At 72.9% G+C, this 24264-nt stretch carries 6 protein-coding genes and 1 pseudogene; 4 read left to right on the forward strand and 3 right to left on the reverse strand.

Annotation, left to right across the window (positions count from 1 at the left end):
• The coding region (locus ACZ4WQ_RS46735; RefSeq protein WP_398377781.1) for a type I polyketide synthase at positions 1-3094 on the forward strand (3094 nt) is incomplete at its 5' end.
• Between the two features lie 157 nt (positions 3095-3251).
• Here ACZ4WQ_RS46735 and ACZ4WQ_RS46740 read toward each other — a convergent pair.
• Positions 3252-3878 (reverse strand): hypothetical protein, encoded by a 627-nt coding sequence (locus ACZ4WQ_RS46740; RefSeq protein ID WP_311730786.1) that lies wholly within the window; start codon positions 3876-3878, stop codon positions 3252-3254.
• A 174-nt stretch (positions 3879-4052) separates the two neighbouring features.
• Here ACZ4WQ_RS46740 and ACZ4WQ_RS46745 point away from each other — a divergent pair, with 174 nt between their 5' ends.
• Positions 4053-4865 carry an SDR family oxidoreductase gene (locus tag ACZ4WQ_RS46745; protein ID WP_311730785.1) on the forward strand — a complete coding sequence of 271 codons (813 nt, stop codon included), beginning with the start codon at positions 4053-4055 and terminating at the stop codon, positions 4863-4865.
• Positions 4866-4874: 9 nt separating this feature from the next.
• On the opposite strand, the pseudogene ACZ4WQ_RS46750 reads toward ACZ4WQ_RS46745, so the two are convergent.
• Positions 4875-5711, reverse strand: a pseudogene (locus ACZ4WQ_RS46750) (SDR family NAD(P)-dependent oxidoreductase); the annotation flags it as partial.
• A gap of 251 nt (positions 5712-5962) precedes the next feature.
• Here ACZ4WQ_RS46750 and ACZ4WQ_RS46755 point away from each other — a divergent pair.
• Both ACZ4WQ_RS46755 and ACZ4WQ_RS46760 read left to right on the forward strand, forming a co-directional pair.
• The gene (locus ACZ4WQ_RS46755) at positions 5963-21775 is read left to right on the forward strand and encodes a type I polyketide synthase (protein ID WP_468022900.1); all 15813 of its coding nucleotides are present in this window, start codon (positions 5963-5965) and stop codon (positions 21773-21775) included.
• A 74-nt stretch (positions 21776-21849) separates the two neighbouring features.
• Positions 21850-23232, forward strand: a complete 1383-nt coding sequence (locus ACZ4WQ_RS46760; RefSeq protein WP_311730783.1) for a cytochrome P450 — start codon at positions 21850-21852, stop codon at positions 23230-23232.
• Positions 23233-23253: 21 nt separating this feature from the next.
• On the opposite strand, the gene ACZ4WQ_RS46765 is transcribed toward ACZ4WQ_RS46760, so the two are convergent.
• Positions 23254-24246, reverse strand: a complete 993-nt coding sequence (locus ACZ4WQ_RS46765) for a spirocyclase AveC family protein (protein ID WP_385350916.1) — start codon at positions 24244-24246, stop codon at positions 23254-23256.
• Between the last annotated feature and the right edge of the window lie 18 nt (positions 24247-24264).

A 24264-nucleotide genomic window follows, 5' to 3' on the forward strand; every position in this document is an offset into this window, starting at 1 on the left:
CATCAGCACCCTCCGCCGCAACCACGACGACCACCACCAACACCTCCACTCCCTCGCCCACGCCCACACCACCGGCCACCCCATCACCTGGCAACACCACAACGCCAACCACACCGACCTCCCCACCTACCCCTTCCAACACCAGCGCTACTGGCTCAACACCCCCACCCAGACAGGAGACGTCACCGCAGTCGGCCTGGACCCGGCGCATCACCCGTTGCTCGGCGCCGCGATCGGAGTGGCCGAAGGGGAGGGCTATCTACTCACCGGTCGGCTCGCCCTGACCACCCACCCTTGGCTCGTCGATCACACCATCGCCGGCGCCGTGATCCTCCCCGGGACCGCGTTCCTGGAGATCGCCCTTCAGGCGGGCCGTCATGTGGGCTGCCTTCGCGTCGAGGAACTCACCCTCCACGCACCGCTGTTCATCCCGAAGGAGGGGGCGGTGCAGGTGCAGGTGTGGGTGGCGGCGTCGGACGAGGAGGGTCGCCGAAGCCTGACGGTGTCCTCCCGCCACGAAAGTACAGATGAGGACGGCGCGTGGGTGCGCCATGCCACGGGTCGGGTCGGTCCCGAACCGGCCGACCGGGATGACGCCGCCCGGCTCGTCGATCCGCAAGATGGTGCGGGGGCAGCCTGGCCACCAGCGGGTGCCGTCGCGTTCACGGAAGAAGACCTGGACGGCCTGTACGACGGGTACGCGGCGCGGGGATTCGAGTACGGACCGGTGTTCCGCGGGCTGCGGGCGGCCTGGCGGCGTGGCGAGGACATCTTCGCTGAGGTGTGCCTTCCTGAGCCGGCGGACGACGACGCCTCCCGGTTCGCCCTCCACCCCGCTCTGCTGGACGCCGCCCTGCACTCCGCCGCCCTCCGCCCGGCCGACGAGCTTCCGCACGGTGCCCTGCCCTTCTCCTTCAGCGGAGTGAGTGTGTCCGGGTCCGGAGCGTCGACCCTGCGGGTGCGCCTCTCCCTGGGCGGCGAGGAGCGGGGTCGGCACGCGCTGTCGGTCGCTGTGGCCGACGGCGAAGGGCGGCCGGTGGCCTCGATCGCATCGCTCGCGGTCCGCCCGGTGTCGACGCAAGAGCTGTCGGCGGCCTCCGGCGCGGTGCAGCGCGACTCGCTCTTCGCGGTCGAGTGGGTGGCCGCCCCCGGGCCGACGTCGCCGTCGACCCCCCAACGCATGGCCACGGTGGGGCCCTGTGACCTCCTGCCGTCGGCGGTCGGCTACGCCAATCTCACCGACCTGGCCGCGGCGCTGGAAGTGGGGGCCGCTGCGCCCGACGCGGTCGTGGTCGACTGCGGTCGCCGCGACGCGCGCGCCACCACCCTGCCGGACGACGTGCGGGCCCTCACCACCCGCACCCTGGGGCTGCTCCAGGAGTGGCTGGCGGACGAGAGGCAGACCTCGGCCCGGCTGGTTGTGGTGACCCGTGGTGCGGTTGCCACCACACCAGGGGAGGACGTGGCGGACCTGGCGAGCGCGGCGGTGTGCGGCTTGGTGCGCTCCGCGCAGTCGGAGCATCCCGGCCGCTTCGTCCTGCTCGACCTCGACCTCGACCTCGACCATGATCTGGGCTTGGACGGCGGGGAGGTGCCATCGAACGCTGTTTCGGCGGCGCTCGCCTGTGGCGAGCCGCAGATCGCTGTGCGTACGAACCGACTCCTCGTCCCCCGGTTGACCCGCGTACCCGCTCCCGCCGCCCCCGTATCCGTCCCCTCCACCGATGCACCCGGCCAGGACGACGCGTCCACGACGTTCGACCCCGACGGCACCGTGCTGATCACCGGCGGCACCGGCACGCTCGGCGCGGTGCTCGCTCGCCATCTGGTCAGCCATCACGGAGTACGACACCTCCTGCTGGCGTCCCGGCGCGGGCCCGACGCGCCCGGCGCCGCCGAGCTGCGGGCGGAACTGACCGGCCTCGGCGGCGAGGTGACGATGCGCGCCTGTGACACCGGCGACCGTGGCGCACTCGCGGACCTGATCGCAGGGATTCCCGGCAGTCACCCGCTGACCGGTGTCGTCCACGCCGCGGGCGTACTGGACGACGCCACCGTCTCCTCCCTCACCCCCCGACACCTGGACGCCGTGCTGGCGCCCAAAGTCGATGCCGCCTTCCATTTGCACGAGCTCACCCGCCACGCCCAGCCGGGCGCCTTCATCCTGTTCTCCTCAGCCGCCGGTGTCCTCGGCGCACCCGGGCAGGGCAACTACGCCGCCGCCAACGCCTTCCTCGACGCCCTCGCCGACCACCGCAGGGCACAGGGACTCCCGGCCCTGTCGCTCGCGTGGGGGCTGTGGGAGAAGGGCAGCGGCATGACCGGCCATCTCGACGGCGCCGACCGCGCCCGTATCACCCGCTCCGGGCTCGACCCCCTCGCCACGGAGGACGCCCTCGCGCTCTTCGACGCCGCCCTCGCGGGCGACCGGCCTTCTCTGGTACCCGCCCGTCTGGATCTGCGGGGTCTGCGTGCGGTCGAGACTCCCGCGCCCCTGCTCTCCAGGATCGCCCCGCCACGCACGGCCCGCCGCCGCACGCCCGGGGCCGAGAACGGCACCGACCTTCGTACCCGCCTCGCGGCCCAGGACTCCGCCGAACAGCGGGACACGCTTCTCACGATCGTCCGCGCCCACACCGCCGCCGTACTGGGGCATGACACGGCTGCCGCCGTCCGGCCGGACTCGGCCTTCCGCGAGTTGGGTTTCGACTCTCTCGCCGCCGTGGAACTCCGCAACCGCCTTCAAACGGCCGCGGCCCTTCCCTTGCCCGCGACCGCCGTCTTCGATCACCCCACCCCCGCCGCCCTCGCCGACCATCTGCGTACTCAGCTCTGCCAGGACGCCCCGACCTCGGCGGCGGCCACGGCGATGGCGGCGCTGACCGAGCTGGCCAGGCTGGAGTCCGCCGTCGCCGACTCGGCGCTCGACGACGACACGCGCAGCGGCCTCGCGGAGCGCCTGCGGTCCCTGGCCCGCAGGATGAGCAGCGACCGTGCCGCTGACCACGACGGTGTCGGTGCAGGGCCGGACCTTCAGTCGGCCACGGACGACGAGATGTTCGAGCTGATCGACAAGGCGGTCAGCCGAGACTGAGCTGATGCGGCGACACGAGTGACGGCACCCGACCGAGACCGGGCGCCGTCATTCGTGTCGCCGCTCAGAACGCGGCATGGTGTCTCATCCGGCACACCTCACAAGAACACAGCTCAACACCTCATACGGCACAGTTCTTGCAGCACACCAACACAGTTCATTCGGCCGGCAGGTGTCGGCACAGCCATGCGGTGTCGGTGTTCGTCCTCATGGCCTCGTCTTCGGCGGCTTCCGCCGCGGCCACTGCTTCGGACAGGGCTTCGGGCATGGCGTCGGCACCGTCGTCCGCAGCCGCTCGGGCCGCCTCGGCGGCGCGGGCCGCGGCATCGGCGATGACCGCCGCCTCGGCCGCCGCCCGGCGGCTGTGCTCCGCGACGGCGTTCGCGACCTCGGCGGCCTTAGCGGCGGCCTCGGCCTGGGCCCGCGCGGCGGCTTCCGCGGCGGGACCGGCCTGGGCACCGGCGGCAGCCGCCGCGGCCGCCGCCTCGGCCGCGCGGGCGGCGGCCACTGTGGCGGCGTCGGCCGACGCCGCCCGGCCAGCTTCTCCGGCCGCGGCCCTGGCGGTCCGGGCTGCGGCTTCTGCGGCTTCCGCGGCCGACGCCAGAGCCCCCGCCGCCCCGGCCACGGCGCTGTCCACCCCGGCCCCGGCCGCTACATGGGCCACCTCGGTGGCGGCCGCGCGGGTGGCGGAGGCGATGGCCTCCGCCCGCCTGGCGGCGCTCAGCGCGCGCCGCGCGGGGATGTCCGGACCCTGTTCCGCCGTAGCCCGACTGACACTGGTCATCCAGAACTCATCTCCTGGTGGATTTCTTTCCCGATGGATTGCGAAGGGCGACCCGGCAGGGTACTGCGCGTGGCTCGGCTTTCGGTGGAGTCCTCGTCACCGATGCGCCGCGGTTGGAATTCCGGGGTCTTCAGGGGGTTCCGTGCCGCGTGCCCTGTTGCGATGGTCGTCGCCATGACCCAAAAAGCTGGAAAAACCGCACTGGTGACCGGGGCGTCGAGGGGAATCGGCGCGGCCATCGCCCGACGGCTCGCCGCCGATGGTGTGCTGGTGGCCGTGCATTACGGGCAGCGGAAATCAGACGCCGAGGAAACGGTCGCCGCGATCGAACGGGCCGGGGGGCAGGCGTTCCCCATCAGGGCTGACCTCACGGACGACGACGCGCTCGACACGCTCTTCAGCGAACTCGAAGCAGGGCTCGCCGGCCGGCCGCTGAACATCCTGGTGAACAACGCCGCCGTTTACGCCGACCCGGACGACCCGGCCGCCATGCAGTCGGACGGCTATGTGGCGGGCATTTCCGAGATCACCCCGGCGGAGTTCGACCGCATCTTCGCCGTCAACGTGCGGGGCGCGTTCTTCGTCACCCAGCGGTCCCTGCCGCTCCTCGGCGACGGAGGACGGATCATCAACATCTCCTCCGCCGTCACCAGGATCGCCTGGCCGCTGCTTCCCTACGCCATGAGCAAGGGCGCCCTCGACATCATGGGGCCCAGGCTGGCCAATGAGCTGGGACAGCGTGGGATCACCGTCAACACCATCGCGCCGGGCATCACCGACGGCACCGAGGCCAACACCTGGCTGCACGACATGCCCGGGGCGGTCGAGGGCGTGAGCGCCATGACCGCACTCCGCCGGCTCGGCCGGCCGTCCGACATCGCCGACGTCGTCGCCCTCCTCGCCTCGGACGAGGCCCGCTGGGTCACCGGTCAGCTGGTGGATGCCTCCGGTGGAATGGCCCTCGCCCCAACCCCACCGGGCATGTAGCGGCCGTCGTCAGGAGGGTGGGTCGAGCCGGGCCACGGCACGGCGCAGGGGCGGCGCGAACCGGCCCATCAGACGTACGAGACGCGCGTCCGGCGTGACGGTCGCCACGGGCGTGTCGCGGGCCACGGCACGCAACACCGCCCGGGCGACCTTCTCCGGCGGACAGCCACGCCCACCGAGCGTCCGCACGGCCCGCTCCCGCAGCCGCGCCTGCTCCCGCTCCGACACGCCCGCGAAGTGCATCGCCGCGGTGAAGGACGTGTTCACAAAGCCCGGACACACCGCGCTCACACCCACCCCGAACTCCGCGAGTTCGGCCCGCAGACACTCGGTGAGCATCACCACCGCGGCCTTGCTCGTCGCGTACGCCGGGACCGCACGCGTGGGCTGGAAGGCCGCGGCCGACGCGATCGTCACGATGTGCCCGCCCTGCCCGCGGTCCGCCATCTGCCGGCCGAAGAGCCGACAACCGTGAATGACACCCCACAGATTCACGTCCAGCGTGCGCCGCCAGTCCGCGACGGACGTGTCGAGGAACCGGCCCGACATGCCGACCCCGGCGCTGTTCACCAGGATGTCCACGACCCCGTACGCGTCGAGGACGCGCTCGGCGAGCCGCTCCATGGCCGCCGCGTCGGCCACGTCGACGCACTCCGCCCACGCGTCGTGGGCGCCGAGCCCTTTGGCCAGGTCCGCGCCGTCCGAGGCGGTACGGGCGTTCCGGTCCGCGCAGATCACCCGCGCCCCCGCTGCGGCGAAGGCGCCCGCCGTCGCCCGCCCGATCCCGCTGCCCGCGCCGGTGACCAGCACCAGTCGGCCGCGAAAGCGTCTGGCGTGCCGGGACGATTCCATGGTTACCGCCTCCCGCGAAGAGTCCTGCAACGCTCAGGAAGAGCGGGGACAGACTTCACTCCTTACGGCGAACGGCCGCCGGTCGCCAGCGCATTCTGGGGTGCCTAGGGGGTGCAGCGAGCGATAACGAATTCCCTAAGATCGCTTGGCGCCCTGCCTGCCCTGAGGAAATCACTCACGGCTTGAGGAATTTCGAGGAGATGCCGTAAATGGCCAATGAGGAAAAGCTTCGGGACTACCTCAAGCTGGCGACCGCAGAACTCGTCCAGGTGCGCCGCCGCCTGGCGGAGATTGAGTCGGGAGAGCAGGAGCCGATCGCCGTGGTGGGGATGGCCTGCCATTTTCCCGGCGGTGTGCGGTCGCCCGGGGAATTCTGGGAGTTGCTGGCCTCCGGCAGCGACGCCATTTCGGGATTTCCGGTGGACCGGGGGTGGGATGTCGAGGCGCTGTACGACCCGAATCCCGACCAGGGCAGTGCAGGAACTTCCTACACCCGGCACGGCGGATTTCTGCATGACGCCGCAGACTTCGACGCCGAGTTCTTCGGTATCAGCCCGCGTGAGGCGCTGGCCATGGATCCTCAGCAGCGGCTGCTGCTGGAAACCTCTTGGGATGCGCTGGAGGGCGCCGGGATCGCCCCGGCCACGCTGCGCGGGAGCCGCACCGGTGTCTTCGCCGGAATGATGTACCACGACTATGCCACACGACTGCTCGATCTCCCCGACGACCTCGAAGGCCTTGTCGGCAACGGCAACGCGGGCGGTGTGCTGTCGGGTCGGCTGTCGTACTCGTTTGGTTTTGAGGGGCCTGCGGTGACGGTGGACACGGCGTGTTCGTCGTCGTTGGTGGCGTTGCATTTGGCGTGTCAGTCGTTGCGTTCGGGGGAGTGTTCGCTGGCGTTGGCGGGTGGGGTGACGGTGATGTCGACGCCCGGGGTGTTTGTGGAGTTCTCCCGTCAGCGTGGGCTCGCTGCGGACGGCAGGTGCAAGCCGTACGCGGCCGCCGCGGATGGCGTCGGCATGTCCGAGGGTGTGGCCGTGCTGTTGGTGGAGCGGTTGTCGGATGCGCGGCGGTTGGGGCATCGGGTGTTGGCGGTGGTGCGGGGTAGTGCCGTCAATCAGGATGGGGCGAGTAATGGGTTGACTGCGCCGAATGGTCCGTCGCAGCAGCGGGTGATCCGGCAGGCGCTCGCCGCGGCAGGCTTGGTGACTGCGGAGATTGACGCGGTGGAGGGGCACGGGACGGGGACGACGCTGGGTGATCCGATCGAGGCTCAGGCGCTGCTGGCCACCTACGGCCAGGATCGTGCGGAGGACCGGCCGTTGTGGCTGGGGTCGGTGAAGTCGAATATCGGTCATACGCAGGCGGCGGCCGGGGTGGCCGGTGTGATCAAGATGGTGCTGGCGCTCCGGAACGGTCTGCTGCCGTCGAGCCTGCACGCGGAGGATCCGACGCCTCATGTCGATTGGTCGGCGGGGCGGGTGCGGTTGCTGAGCGAGGCGGTGCCGTGGCCGAGGGACGGGCGTCCGCGCCGGGCGGGTGTCTCGTCCTTCGGTGTGAGTGGCACCAACGCTCACGTCATCCTGGAACAGGCGCCGGACGAGGCCGTGGCGGAGGGCGAGTTCACGGCGGCGTCGCCGGTGGTGCCGTGTGTTGTCTCGGCGCGTTCGGAAGGGGCGCTGCGGGGGCAGGCCCGGCGGCTGCGGGAGTTCATCGCGGACCAAGACGCTGGACTCACCGATGTCGCCCACGCCCTGGTGGCCGAGCGGGCGGTGTTCGAGCACCGCGCCGTAATCGTGGCCGAGGACCGCGAAGAACTCGTACGCGGCCTGGACGCACTGTCGCTCGGGGCGCCAGCACCCCAACTGGTGGAGAGCCTGACGGAGCGGCACGACACCGACGAGCCCACGGTGGCCGTGCTCTTCACGGGCCAGGGATCACAGCGCGTCGGCATGGGTCGCGAGATGTACGCGGCGTTTCCGGCCTTCGCCGCGGCGTTCGACGCCGTATGCGCGGAAATCACGACAGCGGGCGGACCTGACGTACGGAAGCTGCTGTTCACGGACGACGTGTCCGCCTCCGAGCAGTGCACGCGCACCGAGTTCGCGCAGCCCGCGCTGTTCGCGCTGGAAGTCGCGCTGTACCGGCTGGCGGAGACCTCGGGGATCAGGCCCCGGTTTCTGCTGGGGCACTCGGTGGGAGAGCTGGTGGCCGCGCATGTGGCCGGCGTGCTGTCGCTGCCGGACGCGGCGCGGCTGGTCGTCTCCCGGGGCCGGCTGATGCAGGCGCTCCCCGAGGGCGGGGCCATGGTGGCGGTGGAGATCTCGGAGCGGGAGGCTCGCCAGCTGCTGGCGGAGGCGGAAACCGACACTCCAGGGGCTGCCCGGGTGGACCTGGCCGCGGTGAACGGCCCGCGGTCGGTGGTGTTGTCCGGGGACGGGGACGCGGTGCGGGAGCTGGCCCGGCGGTGCGCTGAGCGCGACTGCCGCACACGCCGGCTGAAGGTGAGCCACGCCTTCCACTCGTCGCTCATGGACGAGATGCTGGAGGAGTTCCGCCAGGACGCGGAGCGCGTGACCTACCACCCCGCGCGCATCCCGGTCGTCTCGAATGCGACGGGCGCCCCGCTGCCCGCAGAGGAGTTCGGCACGCCGGGGTACTGGGTGCGACACGCCCGCGAGGCCGTGCGTTTCGGTGACGGGGTGGCGTGGCTGCGGGACCAGGGCGTACGCACCTTCCTGGAGCTCGGGCCCGACGGGACACTGTGTGGTCTGGGCCAGGACGCCTTCGCCACGGACGAGCCCGCCACCGACGCCGAAGAACCCGTCATGGTCCCGGCCCTGCGCCCCGACCGCGGCGAGAGCCAGACCTTTCTCGCCGCCCTCGCGCGGCTCTTCGTCTCCGGGGTGGAGGTCGACTGGCCACGCGCCATGGGGTGGGCGATCGGCGTGCGCAGCGGGGTGGAGCTGCCGACGTACGCCTTCGACCGGAAGCGGTACTGGCTGGAGGGGAGCAAGGCTCGTGGATCCAGGGCGGGCGGTGTCGAGGGGCCGCTGTGGGAGGCGGTGGAACGGGGGGATGTTCCGCGCGTGGGTGCGCTGTTGGGCGTGGACGAGGGGGCCTGCCTGGGAACACTGGTGCCCGCGTTGGGGGCTTGGTGGCGGGGATGCCGCGACCGTGGCGTCCTGGACGGGTGGCGCTATCGGGAGGTGTGGCGCCCGGTCGGCGACGGCGGCCCGGGGGCGCCAACGGGGCGCTGGCTGGTGGTGGCCGCCGACGGGGTGGACGGATCGCCCGTCGTGGAGGAGTTGGAGCGGTCCGGGGCCCGGGCGGCCCGCCACGCCGTCGAGGAAGGTGTGGCGCGCGAGGCGCTGGTGGAGCGGTTACGGGCCGACCTGGGCCCCGAGCCCGAGGTGGACGGTGTGGTGTTGCTGTTGGCGGGCGACGGCGGCCGGAGCGCGGGGGCGCTGCTCCTGACGTGGCTCCAGGCCCTGGGCGATCTGGAGGTGGCGGCTCGGTTGTGGTGTGTGACCCACGGCGCCGTGTCGGTGGGCGGCGGGGACGAGCTGTCCCGGCCCGGGCTGGGACAGGTGTGGGGGCTGGGCCGGGTGGCCGCCATCGAGGCTCCCGAAGTGTGGGGCGGACTGGTCGACGTCCCGGGGCCGATGGACCCGCGGGCGGCGCGGAGCGTGGTGCGGTTGCTGGCGGGGCCCGAGCGGGAGTGCGCGGTGCGGGCGTCCGGGGTGTTCGTACGGCGGTTGGAGCGGGCCCCGCACTCCGGGGCGGAGCCGGGGCCCGAGTGGCGGCCCCACGGCACCGTACTGATCACGGGCGGTACGGGCGGGCTGGGCGCGCATGTGGCCCGGTGGCTGGCCGGCCGTGGCCCCGTACATCTGCTGCTGCTCAGCCGGCGCGGCGAGGCGGCCGAAGGCGCCGCCGAGCTCCGGGACGAGCTGACCGGACTGGGCGCTCAGGTGACCGTGGCGGCGTGCGATGTGGCCGACCGCGCCGCGCTGACGGAAGTCCTGGCCGGGGTGGCGGAGGACGCCCCGCTGACGGCGGTGGTGCACGCGGCGGGCGCGCTGGACGACGCCGTGCTCGCGACGCTGACCCCGGAGCGGCTGGAGGCGGCGCGGCAGGCCAAGGCGGTCGGGGCGTGGCAACTGCACGAGTTGACGCGCGGCGCCGACTTGGCGGCCTTCGTGGTGTTCTCCTCCGTGGCGGCGACGTTCGGCTCGGCGGGGCAGGGCGGCTACGCCGCGGCGAACGCCGAGGTGGACGCGCTGATCCGGCATCGGCGCGGCCTCGGGCTGCCGGGGCTCTCCGTGGCGTGGGGGGCCTGGGCCGGAGACGGGATGGCGGACGCCGCCTCGGACGCCGGGCGGCTGCGCCGACACGGCATGGCGGCCATGGACCCCCAGCTGGCCCTGACGGCGCTCGGGCAGGCCCTGGAGCACGACGAGACCTGCCTGACCATCGCGGACATCGACTGGCGGACCTTCGTCGACCACGCCCCCGCCACCGGTCTCGACCCCCTGATCGGCGACATCCCCGAAGCCCGGGCGGCATGGGAGGCCTCGGGCCGCGGCACGGCCGAAGCCGCAGGGACGCTGCGGGCTCGGCTGGCCGGGCTGCCGGTGGACGAGCAGACCCGCGTGTTGGGCGAGTTGGTCCGTACGCACGCCGCCACCGTCCTTGGCCACGTCGGCCCGGCGGCCGTGCCGCCCGAGCGCGCCTTCCGCGAGCTGGGCTTCGACTCGCTGACCGCCGTGGAGCTGCGCAACCGGCTCAACGCCGCCACCGGCCTGAGGCTGCCCGCCACCGCGGTGTTCGACTACCCCCACCCGGCCGCGCTCGCCCACCACACATGGGAGCAGCTGTTCGGCGCCCCCGGACAGGCCGGTGTCCCGTCCCCGGCCGACCCGCGGCCCACGGCGACGGACGAGCCGATCGCCGTGGTGGGCATGGCGTGCCGCTTCCCCGGCGGGGTCCGCTCGGCGGAGGAGTTCTGGGAGCTGCTGGCCCAGGGCAAGGACGCGATCGCGGGCTTTCCGATGGACCGGGGCTGGGACGTGGAATCGCTCTACGACCCGGATCCGGAGCGCCCCGGCACCTCGTACGCGCGAGCGGGCGGCTTCCTCTACGACGCGACGGACTTCGACGCCGGGTTCTTCGGCATCAGCCCGCGTGAGGCGCTGGCCATGGATCCCCAGCAGCGGTTGCTGCTGGAGACGTCATGGGAGACGTTCGAGAAGGCTGGTATCGACCCCGCCGGCCTGCGGGGCAGCAGCACCGGTGTCTTCGCGGGCATCGCCCAGCAGGACTACGCGGACCTGCTGCGACGCGCCGGTGAGGACCTCGAAGGCTATGCGCTCACCGGGGTCTCCGGCAGCGCGCTGTCGGGTCGGCTCTCGTACTCCTTTGGTTTCGAGGGGCCTGCGGTGACGGTGGACACGGCGTGTTCGTCGTCGTTGGTGGCGTTGCATCTGGCGTGTCAGTCGTTGCGTTCGGGGGAGTGTTCGCTGGCGTTGGCGGGTGGGGTGACGGTGATGTCGACGCCCGGGGTGTTTGTGGAGTTCTCCCGTCAGCGTGGGCTCGCGACGGACGGCAGGTGCAAGCCCTACGCCACGGAGGCTGACGGCGTGGGCTGGTCCGAGGGCGTCGGCATGGTGCTGGTCGAACGGCTCTCGGATGCGCGGCGGTTGGGGCATCGGGTGTTGGCGGTGGTGCGGGGCAGTGCGGTGAATCAGGATGGGGCGAGCAATGGTCTGACTGCGCCGAATGGTCCGTCGCAGCAGCGGGTGATCCGGCAGGCGCTCGCCGCGGCAGGCTTGGTGACCGCGGAGATTGACGCGGTGGAGGGGCACGGGACGGGGACGACGCTGGGTGATCCGATCGAGGCGCAGGCACTGCTGTCCACGTACGGCCAGGATCGTGCGGAGGACCGGCCGTTGTGGCTGGGGTCGGTGAAGTCGAATATCGGTCATACGCAGGCGGCGGCCGGGGTGGCCGGTGTGATCAAGATGGTGCTGGCACTGGAACACGAGACGCTGCCACCGAGCCTGCACGCGAACACACCCACGCCTCATGTCGATTGGACGGCGGGACAGGTGCGGTTGCTGAGCGAGGCGGTGCCGTGGCCGAGGGACGGGCGTCCGCGCCGGGCGGGTGTCTCGTCCTTCGGTGTCAGTGGGACCAACGCGCACGTCATCCTGGAACAGGCGCCGGACGAGGCCGTGGCGGAGGGCGAGTTCACGGCGGAGCCGCCGGTGGTGCCGTGTGTCGTCTCGGCGCGTTCGGAAGGGGCGCTGCGGGGGCAGGCCCGGCGGCTGCGGGAGTTCATCGCGGACCAAGGCGCTGGACTCACCGATGTCGCCCATGCCCTGGTGGCCGAGCGGGCGGTGTTCGAGCGCCGCGCCGTGATCGTGGCCGAGGACCGCGAAGAACTCGTACGCGCACTGGAAGCGCTGGCCACCGGCGATCCGGCTGCCGGACTGGTCGAGGGGCAGCCCGGTTCGGCCGCCCACGGCAGGGTCGCGATGCTGTTCGGCGGCCAGGGCACCCAATGGGACGGCATGGCCGCCGAGCTCCTGGACACCGCCCCCGTCTTCGCCGAACAGATGACGGCCTGCGCCGAAGCGCTCGCTCCCCACGTGGAATGGTCCCTGCTCGACGTGGTGCGAAGCGAGCCGGACGCCCCGCCGCTGGACCGGGTGGACGTCGTCCAGCCCGTGCTCTTCGCGGTCATGGTGTCGCTGGCGGCGCTGTGGCGGTCGTACGGTGTGCGGCCCGCCGCGGTGGCCGGCCACTCCCAGGGCGAGATCGCCGCCGCGTACGTCGCGGGCGCGCTGTCGCTGGAGGACGCCGCGCGGATCGTCGCGCTGCGCAGCCAGGTGCTGTCCGAGTTGGCCGGGAGCGGCGCGATGCTCTCCGTCGGCATGTCCGCCCCGGAACTCGAGCCGCGCCTGGCGCCATGGGGCGAGCGGCTGTGCGTCGCGGCCGTCAACGGCGCGGCCTCCGCCGTGGTCTCCGGGACCCCCGAGGCCGTGGACGCGCTGCTGGCGGAGCTGACCGCGGACGGCGTACGGGCGCGCAGGCTCAAAGTCGACTGGGCCTCCCACTCCCCGCAGGTCGAGGCCATCCACGAGCGTCTGCTCACCCTGCTCGCCCCCATCCGCCCCCGCACCGGCGACATCCCCCTCTACTCCACCGTCACCGGCGAACGGGTGGACGGCTCCGAGCTCGACGCCGAGTACTGGTACCGCAATCTGCGCCAAATGGTGCGTTTCCAGGACGCCACCCGCGCGCTCGTCGAGGACGGCCACACGGTCTTCATCGAGTCCGGCCCGCACCCGGCCGTCTCGGTCGGTGTGCAGGAGACCCTTGACGCGCTGGGCGCCACGGACACCCTCGTGCTGGGCACGCTGCGGCGTGACGAAGGAGGGCTGAGCCGCTTCCTGACGTCCCTCGCGCGGCTCTTCGTCAGTGGCGGTGCGGTGGACTGGTCCCCGGCCGTGGGGCCGGGAGCCGGCCGGCGAGGCGGCGTCGACCTGCCCACCTACGCCTTCGAACGGAACCGGTTCTGGCTGGAGCCCGCGCCCGGAGGCGCGGTGGGCGGTGACGTGGCCCAGGGCGCTGACGAGCCGTTGTGGGCAGCGGTGCGGCGGGGCGATGTCGCGGGCGTGGGCGGGCTGCTGGGGGTCGGCGAGGGGGCGTCGCTGGCGGCCCTGGTGTCGGCCCTGGAGGCGTGGCGGCAGGGGTGCCGCGATCGCGAGACGGTGGACGGCTTGCGCTACCGGGAGGTGTGGCGACCGGCCGGGGCCGGTGGCACGGAGTCGTTCACGGGGCGTTGGCTGGTGGTGGCCCCGGACGGATCGCGGCGGGCCCTCGTCGAGGGGCTGGAGCGGGCCGGTGCCCGCGTCGTACGCGTCCCCGCGGAGCCGGGTCCGGACGGCCACACGGCCCTGGTCGACCGGCTGCGGGGCGAGTCGGACACGGAGCCCGAGGTGAAGGGGCTGGTGCTGATCGCGGACGACGAGATGACGGTGTCGCTGCTGCCGGCTGTGGCACAGGCACTGGGCGATCTCGATGATCTGGGCGGATGGGGCGCGGGGGCCCGGCTGTGGTGTGTGACGAGCGGCGCGGTGTCGCTCGGCGGCGACGACGCCCCGGCGTCCCGGGCACAGGCACGAGTGTGGGACACGGCCCGGAGGGTGGGGCTAGAGGCTCCAGGGCTGTGGGGTGGGCTGGTCGATGTGCCGGACGAGACGGATGGCCCGGACGTGTCGGATGTGCCGGATCGCAGGACCGTCGACGGGCTCATCGGCGTCCTCCACGGCAACGAGCGCGAATGCGCGGTGCGCGCGTCGGGGGTGTTCGTACGCCGGTGGGCGCGGGCTCCGTTGGCCGGGGCGGTCGCGGAGCGGGAGTGGCGGCCCCAGGGCACCGTACTGATCAGCGGCGGTACGGACGGGCCGGGCGCTCACACGGCACGTTGGCTGGCCGCCAATGGCGCGGAACACCTGCTGCTCCTCGACGAACACGGTGACGGGTTCGGCATCGCGGACGAACTCTCCGCGATGGGGCCCAGGGTGACGGTGGCGGAGTGCGACCCGGCCGATCGCTCAGCCCTGGCCGACCTGCTGACCGGCATCCCGGACGAGCTCCCCCTGCGTGCCGTCGTACACACGGCGCAGGGGGACGACGGCATCGCGACGGCGTGGCATCTGCACGAGCTCACGCGCGACGCCGACCTGTCGGCCTTCGTGGTGTTCTCACCGGCCGCCCCACACCTGGGGGCCGTGGGACACGATATGTGCGCCGAGGTGGCAGCGCTGACGCACCATCGACGCGTCCTGGGACTGCCGGGGCTCGCGATGGCGTGCGGCGCCTGGGCCGCGGACGGCGACGAGGAGACCGGGCCCGCCGGGAGCCAAGCATCGTCCTGGCGTCGCCGTGGCGTGACGGCCATGGACCCGCGGCTCGCCCTGGAAGCGCTGAAGCAGGCACTGGACCACGGCGAGACCTGCCTGACCGCCGCCGACATCGACTGGCGGCGCCTGGTGGAGACCGAGGCCGCCGACCGGCTGGACCCGGTGTTCCGCGAGATCCCCGAGGCGCGCGAGGCCTGGCAGCTCGCCCGGGGAGACGGCGGTGGCGAGCCCGCCGACACGCTGCGCGCGCGGCTGGCCGGCCTGGACCCCGCCCGGCAGCGGCGAGCGCTGCTCGAGTTGGTCCGTACGCACGCGGCCGCCGTGCTCGGGCACGACGGCCCGGCGGCCGTGCCGCCCGAGCGCGCCTTCCGCGAGCTGGGCTTCGACTCGCTGACCGCCGTGGAGCTGCGCAACCGGCTGAACATCGCCACCGGTCTGCCACTGCCCACCACGGCCGTCTTCGATCACCCCAACTCCACCGCACTCGCCCTTGGCGTGTGGGAGCTGCTGTTCGACGGCGCGGCGGCGGCCGGGTCGGGCGCCGCGCCGGCCCGCGAGGCGGTGGCGACGGACGAGCCGATCGCCGTGGTGGGCATGGCGTGCCGCTTCCCCGGCGGGGTCCGCTCGGCGGAGGAGTTCTGGGAGCTGCTGGCCCAGGGCAAGGACGCCATCGCGGAGTTCCCGGCAGACCGGGGCTGGGACGTGGAAACGCTCTACGACCCGGATCCGGAGCGCCCCGGTACCTCGTACGCGCGAGCGGGCGGCTTCCTCTACGACGCGGCGGACTTCGACGCCGGGTTCTTCGGCATCAGCCCCCGCGAGGCCCTGGCCATGGACCCGCAGCAGCGCCTGCTGCTGGAGACCTCCTGGGAGGCACTGGAACGGGCGGGCATCGACCCGACGTCGCTGCGCGGCAGCCGCACCGGGGTGTTCGCCGGGCTCGCGCTCCAGGACTACACCGACGTGGTGCGCCGAGGCGGACCCGAGCTCGAAGGCTATGCGCTGACCGGGGTCTCCGGCAGCGTGCTGTCGGGAAGGCTCGCGTACACCTTCGGTTTCGAGGGGCCCGCGGTGACGGTGGACACGGCGTGTTCGTCGTCGTTGGTGGCTATGCATCTGGCATCTCAGTCGCTGCGTTCGGGGGAGTGTTCGCTGGCCCTGGCTGGCGGGGCGACGGTGATGTCCACACCGGCCGCCTTCGTGGAGTTCTCCCGCCAGCGTGGGCTCGCGGCCGATGGCCGGTGCAAGGCCTACGCGGCCGAGGCCGACGGCGTCGGCTGGTCCGAGGGTGTCGGCGTGGTGCTGCTGGAGCGCCTGTCCGACGCGCGGCGTCACGGACACCGGGTGCTCGCGGTCGTACGCGGCAGCGCGATGAACCAGGACGGGGCGAGCAACGGGCTCACCGCGCCCAACGGCCCCGCGCAGCAGCGGGTGATCCGCCAGGCCCTCGCCAACGCCGGGATCGCCGCCACCGACATCGACGCGGTGGAAGGGCACGGCACCGGGACGACGCTCGGCGACCCGATCGAGGCGCAGGCGATCCTCGCCACGTACGGTCGGGACCGCCCTGCCGACAGCCCCTTGTGGCTCGGGTCGGTGAAGTCGAACATCGGGCACACGCAGGCGGCGGCGGGCGTCGCCGGTGTGATCAAGATGGTGCTGGCGCTCCAGCACGACCTCCTGCCGGCGAGCCGGTACGCCGACGCCCCCTCGCCGCACGTGGACTGGTCATCGGGCCGGGTGCGGCTGCTGAGCGCGCCGGTGCCATGGCCGTGCAACGGACACCCGCGGCGCGCGGGGATCTCCTCTTTCGGGGTCAGCGGCACCAACGCCCACGTCATCCTGGAACAAGCCCCCGACGAACCCGCGCTCGAAGACGTGGCGGCGGTGGCGGTGGCGGTGGCGGTGGACGAGCGTCCGGGAGAAATCCCACCCCCGGCTGTGCCCTGGGTGATCTCGGCCCGCACCGAGAGCGCCCTGCGCGGCCAGGCCCGGCGGCTAGGGGAGTTCACGGCGGGCGACGCCGACCACGCCGGACTCGTGGACGTGGCCCGCGCCCTGGCCACCGAGCGGGCGGTGTTCGAGCGCCGCGCCGTGATCGTGGCCGAGGACCGCGAGGAGCTCGTACGCGGCCTGGCCGCGCTCGCCGCCGGTGACCTCGCCCCCGGCCTGGTGACCGGCTCGCCGCCACCCGGATCAGGCTCCGGATCCGACGGCGGGCTCGCGATGCTCTTCGCGGGCCAGGGCACCCAGCGCGTGGGCATGGGCCGCGAGCTGGCCGCCGCGTTCCCGGCGTACGCGCGGGCGCTGGACGCGGTGCTCACCGAGCTGGACGGCCACCTGGACCGGCCGCTGCGCGCGCTGCTGTTCGCCGCCCCCGGCACGGACGAGGCCGCCCTGCTGGACCGCACCCGCTACGCCCAGCCGGCCCTGTTCGCGGTCGAAGTGGCGCTGTTCCGGCTGCTGGAGTCCTTCGGCGTGCGCCCCGACTTCCTGGTCGGCCACTCCCTCGGCGAGCTGGCCGCCGCGCATGTGGCCGGGGTCCTGACCCTGCCTGACGCCGCGCTGCTGGTGGCCGCGCGCGGTCGGCTCATGCAGCAACTGCCGCCCGGCGGGGCGATGGTGGCGCTGCGGGCCACCGAGGGCGAGGTGACAGAGGCCCTGGCCGGACGCGAGGCGCAGGTGTCGGTGGCCGCGGTGAACGGACCCGGCGCGGTGGTGGTCTCGGGCGAGCGGAGCGCCGTCGACGAGGTGGCTGCCGCCTTCGCCGCGCGGGGCCGCAAGACCCGGCGGCTGCGAGTCGGCCACGCCTTCCACTCCCCGCTGATGGAGCCGATGCTGGACGAGTTCCGCCAGGTCGCCGCCTCGCTGACGTACGCGGAACCAGCCATCGGAATGGTGTCGAACCTGACCGGAGAACTCGCCCGTCCCGGCGAGCTGACGGACCCCGAGTACTGGGTGCGACACGTCCGCCACGCCGTGCGCTTCGGCGACGGACTGGCGTGGCTGCGGGCGAACGGCGCGAGCACCTTCCTGGAACTGGGCCCGGACGGCACGCTGTCCGCCCTCGCCCACGACCGCCTCGACGACGACCCGGCCACAGAGCCGACCGAGGCGGCCGCCGCAGTGTCCGCGGAGACGGCTGCCGTCGTACCGGTCGGCGGGCCGGTGGCCGACGGCGGCCGGATCGTGTCGGCACCGGCGCTGCGTCCGGACCGGCCCGAGGCCCACACCCTGCTCACCGCCCTCGCCCGGATCCATGTCCACGGCGTGGCCGTCGACTGGTCGGCGGTCATCGGCCCGCGCCCGGCCGGGGCCGACGGACGACGCCGCGTCGAGCTGCCGACCTACGCCTTCGACCGACGCCGCTACTGGCCCAGGACCCATGAGAGGGCGGCGGACCTGTCGGCTGCCGGTCTGGCCCCCGCGGACCACCCGCTCCTCGGCTCCGCCGTGGAACTGGCCGGCTCCCAGGAGCTGCTGTTCACCGGACGGCTCTCGCTGCGTACCCACCCCTGGCTGGCCGATCACGTCATCTTCGACACCGTGCTGCTCCCGGGCACCGCGATCCTGGAACTGGCCTTCCGCGCGGGCGACGAGGCCGGCTACGACCGCGTGGAGGAACTGGCCCTCCAGATTCCCCTGGTGCTGCCGGAACGTGGTTCGGTGGTCCTTCAGCTCCTGCTCGGTGTGCCGGACGCGGCCGACCGGCGTCCCTTCACCCTCTCCTCCCGCCTCGACGACGGCCCGCGCCCGGCCGCGGACACCGCCTGGACCTGCCACGCCACCGGAGTGCTGACCCGCGGCGGCGATCCGCTCGGCGGACCGGCGGCGCCAGCGGAGCACGAAGTGACGGAGCGAGAGGCCGCCGAGGCATGGCCGCCACCGGACGCCACACCCGTGGACCTGACCACCTGGTACGCCGATCTGGCAGGTGTCGGTCTCGGCTATGGCCCCGCTTTCCAAGGGCTGCGGGCCGCCTGGCGGCGCGGGGACGAGCTGTTCGCCGAGGTCGGGCTGGACGAGGAGCAGGCGGCCGACGCCGTACGGTACGCCCTGCACCCCGCGCTGCTCGACGCGGCGCTGCACCCCGTCGCGCTCGGCCTCGACACCACGCCCGGGCCGGGCGCCGAGGAACGCGGCCGACTGCCGTTCTCCTGGGGCGGGGTGACAGTGGGCGTCGCGGGCGCCTCCACGCTGCGGGTCCGGCTGACAGCGGTGGCGCAGGACACCATCGCGCTGCGGGCCACCGACGGCTCGGGACGGCTCGTGGCCCAGGCGCGGTCGCTGGCCTTCCGGCCGATCACCGCCGAGCGGCTGCGCGCGGTGGGCACCGCGTACCACGAGGCGCTGTTCCGCCTGGAGTGGACGCCGAGGCAGGCCGCCCCCGCCGCGTCGGCCAGGCAGTGCCGATGGGCCCTCGTCGGGCCCGAGGTGCCGGGCCTGGCGGGGGCGCTGGACGCGGCCGGGGCCGCGTGGCGGGCCTATCCCCACCTGGCCGCGCTGGGTGAGGCCGTGCCCCTGGGCGGTCCGGCCCCGGACATGGTGGTGATCTCCTGCCGGGAGCAGGACGCCGGTCGGCAGGACCTGCCCGGTGACCGCCACGACCCGACCCCCTCGACCGCCGCCACCGCCGCCACCACCGCGACTGCCGGGACCGCCGGGACCGCGACCGCGCTGCGGCAGGCCACCAACGGCGTGCTGGAGTTGCTGCTGAGCTGGCTCGGCGACGAGCGCTTCGCGGACTGCCGCCTGACCCTTGTCACACACGGCGCCGTCGCCGCGACACGGACCGATACCGTGGCCGACCTGGCGTACGCGCCGGTGTGGGGGCTGGTCCGCTCTGCGCAGAGCGAGCACCCCGACCGTTTCGTGCTGGCCGACACCGACGGGCGGCCCGAATCCCAGCGGACCCTGCCCGAGGCCCTGCTGACCGGCGAACCGCAGATCGCGCTCCGCGACGGCACGGTCCACCTGCCCCGCGTGGCCCGCGTCGCCGTCACCACATCGCCCACGGACCACGAAGACGCGCCGACACCCGCCGACGCCGACGTCGACACCGTCGCCATCGCCCAGCGCACCTGGGACCCCGACGGCACGGTGCTGATCACCGGCGGCACCGGCGTCCTGGGGAGGCTGCTCGCCCGGCACCTCGTGACGGCCCATGGCGTACGCCACCTGCTGCTGACCGGCCGCCGTGGACCGGACGCGGACGGAGTCCCCGAGCTGCTGGCCGACCTGGCCCGGCTGGGCGCCGATGATGCCACCGTCCGGGCCTGCGACATGGCGGACCGTCATGCGGTGGCCGGGCTGCTGAGCGGCATTCCCGCCCGGCATCCGCTCAGCGCGGTGATCCACCTGGCGGGCGTGGTCGACGACGGCATCCTGACCTCGCTGACGCCACAGCGCGTGGACGCCGTACTGGGGCCGAAGGCGATCGGCGCGCTGAACCTGCACGAGCTGACCCGCGCCGCCGCACTCGACGCCTTCGTCGTCTTCTCCTCCGCCGCGGCCAGTTTCGGCAGCCCCGGGCAGGGCAACTACACCGCCGCCAACGCCTTCCTCGACGCGCTGATGCGCCACCGCCGCGCCCTGGGCCTGCCGGGTCAGTCCCTGGCCTGGGGAATGTGGGCCCAGGCAAGCGGTATGACCGAGGGCCTCGGCGCCACCGACCGGGCCAGGATGGCCCGGGGCGGCCTGGCACCGCTGACGGACGAACAGGGGCTCGCCCTCCTGGACACCGCCGGCACGGTCGACGAGGCCGTACTGCTGGCCACTCCGCTGGACTTCCGGGCCCTGCGCGCACAGGCCGCGGCGGGCGCGCTGCCCCCCATTCTGCGCGGCCTGGTCCGGGTGCCCGCCCGCCGGGCGGCGGCCGCCGCCGACGCCGCCGGAGCCACCGCCGCCGAGGCACCCGCCGCACTCCGGGCGCGCCTCGCCGGGCTGCCCGGCCCCGCCGAGCGCACCGGCGCCCTCCTGGAGCTGGTACGCACCCAGGCCGCCGCCGTCCTCGGCCACGGCGCCGCCGAGACGGTCGACGCCGAAGGCGAGTTCCGCGAACTGGGCTTCGACTCCCTCACCGCGGTGGAACTCCGCAACCGGCTCGCCGCGGCCACCGGCCTGCGCCTCGCCACCACCCTGGTCTTCGACCACCCCAGCCCCGCCGCCCTGGCGCGCCACATGGCGGAGCAACTGGCAGCCGAGGCCGACGACACCGGGGAGCATCGGGAGCAGCCCGCGGCGGGCCGCGCGTACGGCCCGGTCCATCGCGAAGGGCCTTCGGCGGCCACCGTCGAGTCCCTGTTCTGGGTGGGGCATGACACCGGACGCATCCACGAAGCGATGCAACTGCTGTCCGCCGCCTCGGTCTTCCGACCCGCCTTCGGCGCCACGTCAGCCGAGACAGCGCCGACGTTCGTCCGGCTCGCCCACGCCACGGCACCGGACACCACGCCGCGAGGCGAAACAGCCGAACCCTCCCAGCCCATGCTGATCTGCCTCCCCACCGTGGCCGCGATCTCCAGCGCGTACCAGTACTCGCGCTTCGCCGCCGCGCTCCAGGGGGTGCGCGACGTCTGGTACGCGCCCGCGCCCGGCTTCCTCGAGGGCGAGCCCCTGCCGGCCGACGTCGACGCGGTGACCCGTGTGCTCGCCGAAGCCGTCGTGCGCTTCACCGACGGCGCGCCCTTCGCCCTCGCCGGGCATTCCGCGGGCGGCTGGCTCACCTACTGCGTCACCAGCCACCTGGAGGGCCTGGGAGTGTTGCCCGAGGCGGCCGTGGCCATGGACGCGTATCTGCCCGACGAGGGGATCGCACCCGTCGCCTCCGCGCTGACCAGCGAAATCTTCAATCGGGTCACCGAATTCGTCGAGGTGGACTACACCCGGCTCACCGCGATGGGCGGCTACTTCCGGATCTTCTCCGGTTGGACACCGCCCCGCATCGAAACCCCCACCCTCTTCATCCGGGGCCGGGACGGCGAACAGTCGCCCCCCGCCTGGGGAGTGCCGCACACGGTCATGGACGTCGCGGGCGACCACTTCACCATGCTGGAGGAGTACGCGGGCGACACCGCCCGCCACGTCGACCAGTGGCTGAGGGAGAGCGCAGGCTGGGGTGGATAGGGGCTTCTTGCGTGCATTAGCTCTCCTTATTCTCATTTCCTCTGGTAGCGACAGATCCTGATAGGAGTCCCGCGATGCCTGCCACTCTCCCCGTCCCCGATGTGCCGGGCTCATGGCCGGTGGCGGGCCATCTGCCGCGGCTGGCCCGGCGGCCGCTCGACTTCCTGACCTCCCTGGCCGACCACGGAGACCTGGTCCGTATCCGGCTCGGCCACAAGCCCGTCTATGTGGCCACCCACCCGGACCTGGTGCGGACCCTGCTGGTGACCGATGCGCACGCGTACACACGGGGCATCGGCCACGCCAAGGCGCTGTCCTTCATCGGACCGATCCTGGTCGCGACGACCGGCGAGCCGCACCGGCGCCAGCGCCGCATGATGCAGCCGTGTTTCCACCGGCAGCGGCTCGGCAGCTACGTCGCCGCGATGTCCGCCGCCGCGACGGAGACCGCCGAATCCTGGTCCGCGCACGACGTGGTGGATGTGCTGCCCGTCATGACCGACCTGGCCACCGCCGCGATCGCCAAGTCGCTGTTCTTCTCCGAACGCGCCGCGCACGCCGAGGCGGAGCTGCGGAAGGTGGGGAACGCCATTCTTCAGGTGGCCAGGATGAGCGCGATCCTGCCGGGAATCTACCGACGGCTGCCGACCCCCGGAAACCGCCAACTTCCCCCGGCGCGAGCCATCATCGAGGAGACCATCGCCACCTACCGCGCCGAAGGGCGGGACCACGGCGATATGCTCTCGACGCTGCTGCGGACGACGGACGCCGAAGGCATCGGCCTGACCGACGAAGAGATCCGTGACGAGATCATGGGGCTCGCCATCACAGGAATCGGCGGGCCGGCCGCCATCACATCGTGGATCTTCCACGAGCTCGGCCAGAACCCCGACCTCGAGCGACGGCTGCACGACGAAATCGACACGGCCCTCGACGGCAGGCCACCCGGCCACCGGGACCTCAACCGGCTGCCCTTCACCCAGAGGCTGGTCAAGGAAGCGCTGCGCAAGTATCCGGGATGGGTCGGCGCGCGACGTACGCGGCAGCCGGTGCGCCTCGGCGGACACGAGCTCCCCGCCGCCTCGGAGGTCATGTACAGCGCCTACGCCCTCCAGAACGACCCCCGCTGGTACCCGGAGCCGCAGCGATTCGACCCCGACCGCTGGGACCCCGAGCGGAACGCGGGGCGGGTCAAGAAGGGGGCCTGGGTCCCCTTCGCGGGGGGTGTCTACAAGTGCATCGGCGACGCCTTCACCGAGACCGAGGCCGCCGTGGCCGTCGCCGTCATCGCCTCCCGGTGGCGGCTGCGTCCGGTGCCCGGACGGAGCGTCCGAGCGGTCCACCAGTCCACCCATGTGATCCCCGGAAAACTCCGCATGATCGCGGAGCCCAGGAACCGGAACGTGGATCAGGCGGGCCGCTCGGCGCCGACCGGCTCAGTAGCCCCGGCTCACTAGTCCTGGCTCACCAGTCCCGGCTCAGTAGCCTGCCGGCGGACGGAAGAAGTCGGGAAGTTGGTCCGGGGGAGCGCCGTCCAGCAGCGAGAACAGGATGTGTGTGCCGGTGTAGAGGGCGATGCTGACATTCGCCCCGCCCACCACCGCCAGCAGCCGGACCCAAGGCCTCAGGCCCTCCGAGAGGAGGGCCGCCCCGGACTCCAGACACGTCTCGCCCCGTTCGTTGCGGAAGTGGCGCACAGCCCCCAACGCGGCGCCGAAGAACGCCGAAGCCACCATCTGGTACAGCGGGAACTGATACCAGTGCCCACCCCAGACGGTCAGCTCGGGCACCGAACGCGCCCACACGGAGACGCCCGAGAAGGAAACCAGCGGCTCGACGACGTCGAAGAGCACAACGAGCAGGAAGCCGAGCGCGATCAGCCGGATCCGCCCCAGCCGCGGCCACCGGGCGGCGGCCAGCCCCATGCCCTTGCCGCAGGCCACGGCGACCATCATGGCCGTCATGCAGATGCTCAGCGTCGCCAGCGGCAGTTCAGCCTCCTGGTGGGCCCCCGCCCCCTGCCAACCGGGCACATACGGCCCCCACGAGGCGACCGCTCCGAACACGTTGATGTTCGACGCGAGCACCGGATGGATCCAGTTCATCAAGGGGCTCTGCCAACTCGCCAGCAGCAGCCCGATGAAGAGCAGGGCGTCGAACGTCAGCCGTCGACTGGCCCGACACTTCCGGTACAGATACACCGCGAGGGCCACCGCGCCCGCCACGGACAGCAGCGGGATCAGCACATCGGCGATCCGCTCCATGTCACCACCGCCCGCGGCCGGGGGCGCCTTCTCGATGCGGTAGCCGCCGTCGGCGAGCCACGAGGCGAACACATGCACCTGAAGGCCCAGCACCAGGGCGCCGACACACGCCCACAGCACCACAGGGAGAGTGAACACCCTCAGGCCGCGCACGTTATCCGCCTGATCGACGGCCTCCGGCCGGTCTTCGTCGACGAGATCGGTCATCTGTCGCTCCTTACTACG

The sequence above is a fragment of the Streptomyces sp. NPDC028305 genome, assembly GCF_055569495.1.

What these genes read in the sequence shown, in the direction of transcription:
- ACZ4WQ_RS46740 (WP_311730786.1), bottom strand. Translation starts at nt 3,878, where the DNA reads ATGACCAGTGTCAGTCGGGCTACGGCGGAACAGGGTCCGGACATCCCC.
- ACZ4WQ_RS46745 (WP_311730785.1), top strand. Translation starts at nt 4,053, where the DNA reads ATGACCCAAAAAGCTGGAAAAACCGCACTGGTGACCGGGGCGTCGAGG.
- ACZ4WQ_RS46760 (WP_311730783.1), top strand. Translation starts at nt 21,850, where the DNA reads ATGCCTGCCACTCTCCCCGTCCCCGATGTGCCGGGCTCATGGCCGGTG.
- ACZ4WQ_RS46765 (WP_385350916.1), bottom strand. Translation starts at nt 24,246, where the DNA reads ATGACCGATCTCGTCGACGAAGACCGGCCGGAGGCCGTCGATCAGGCG.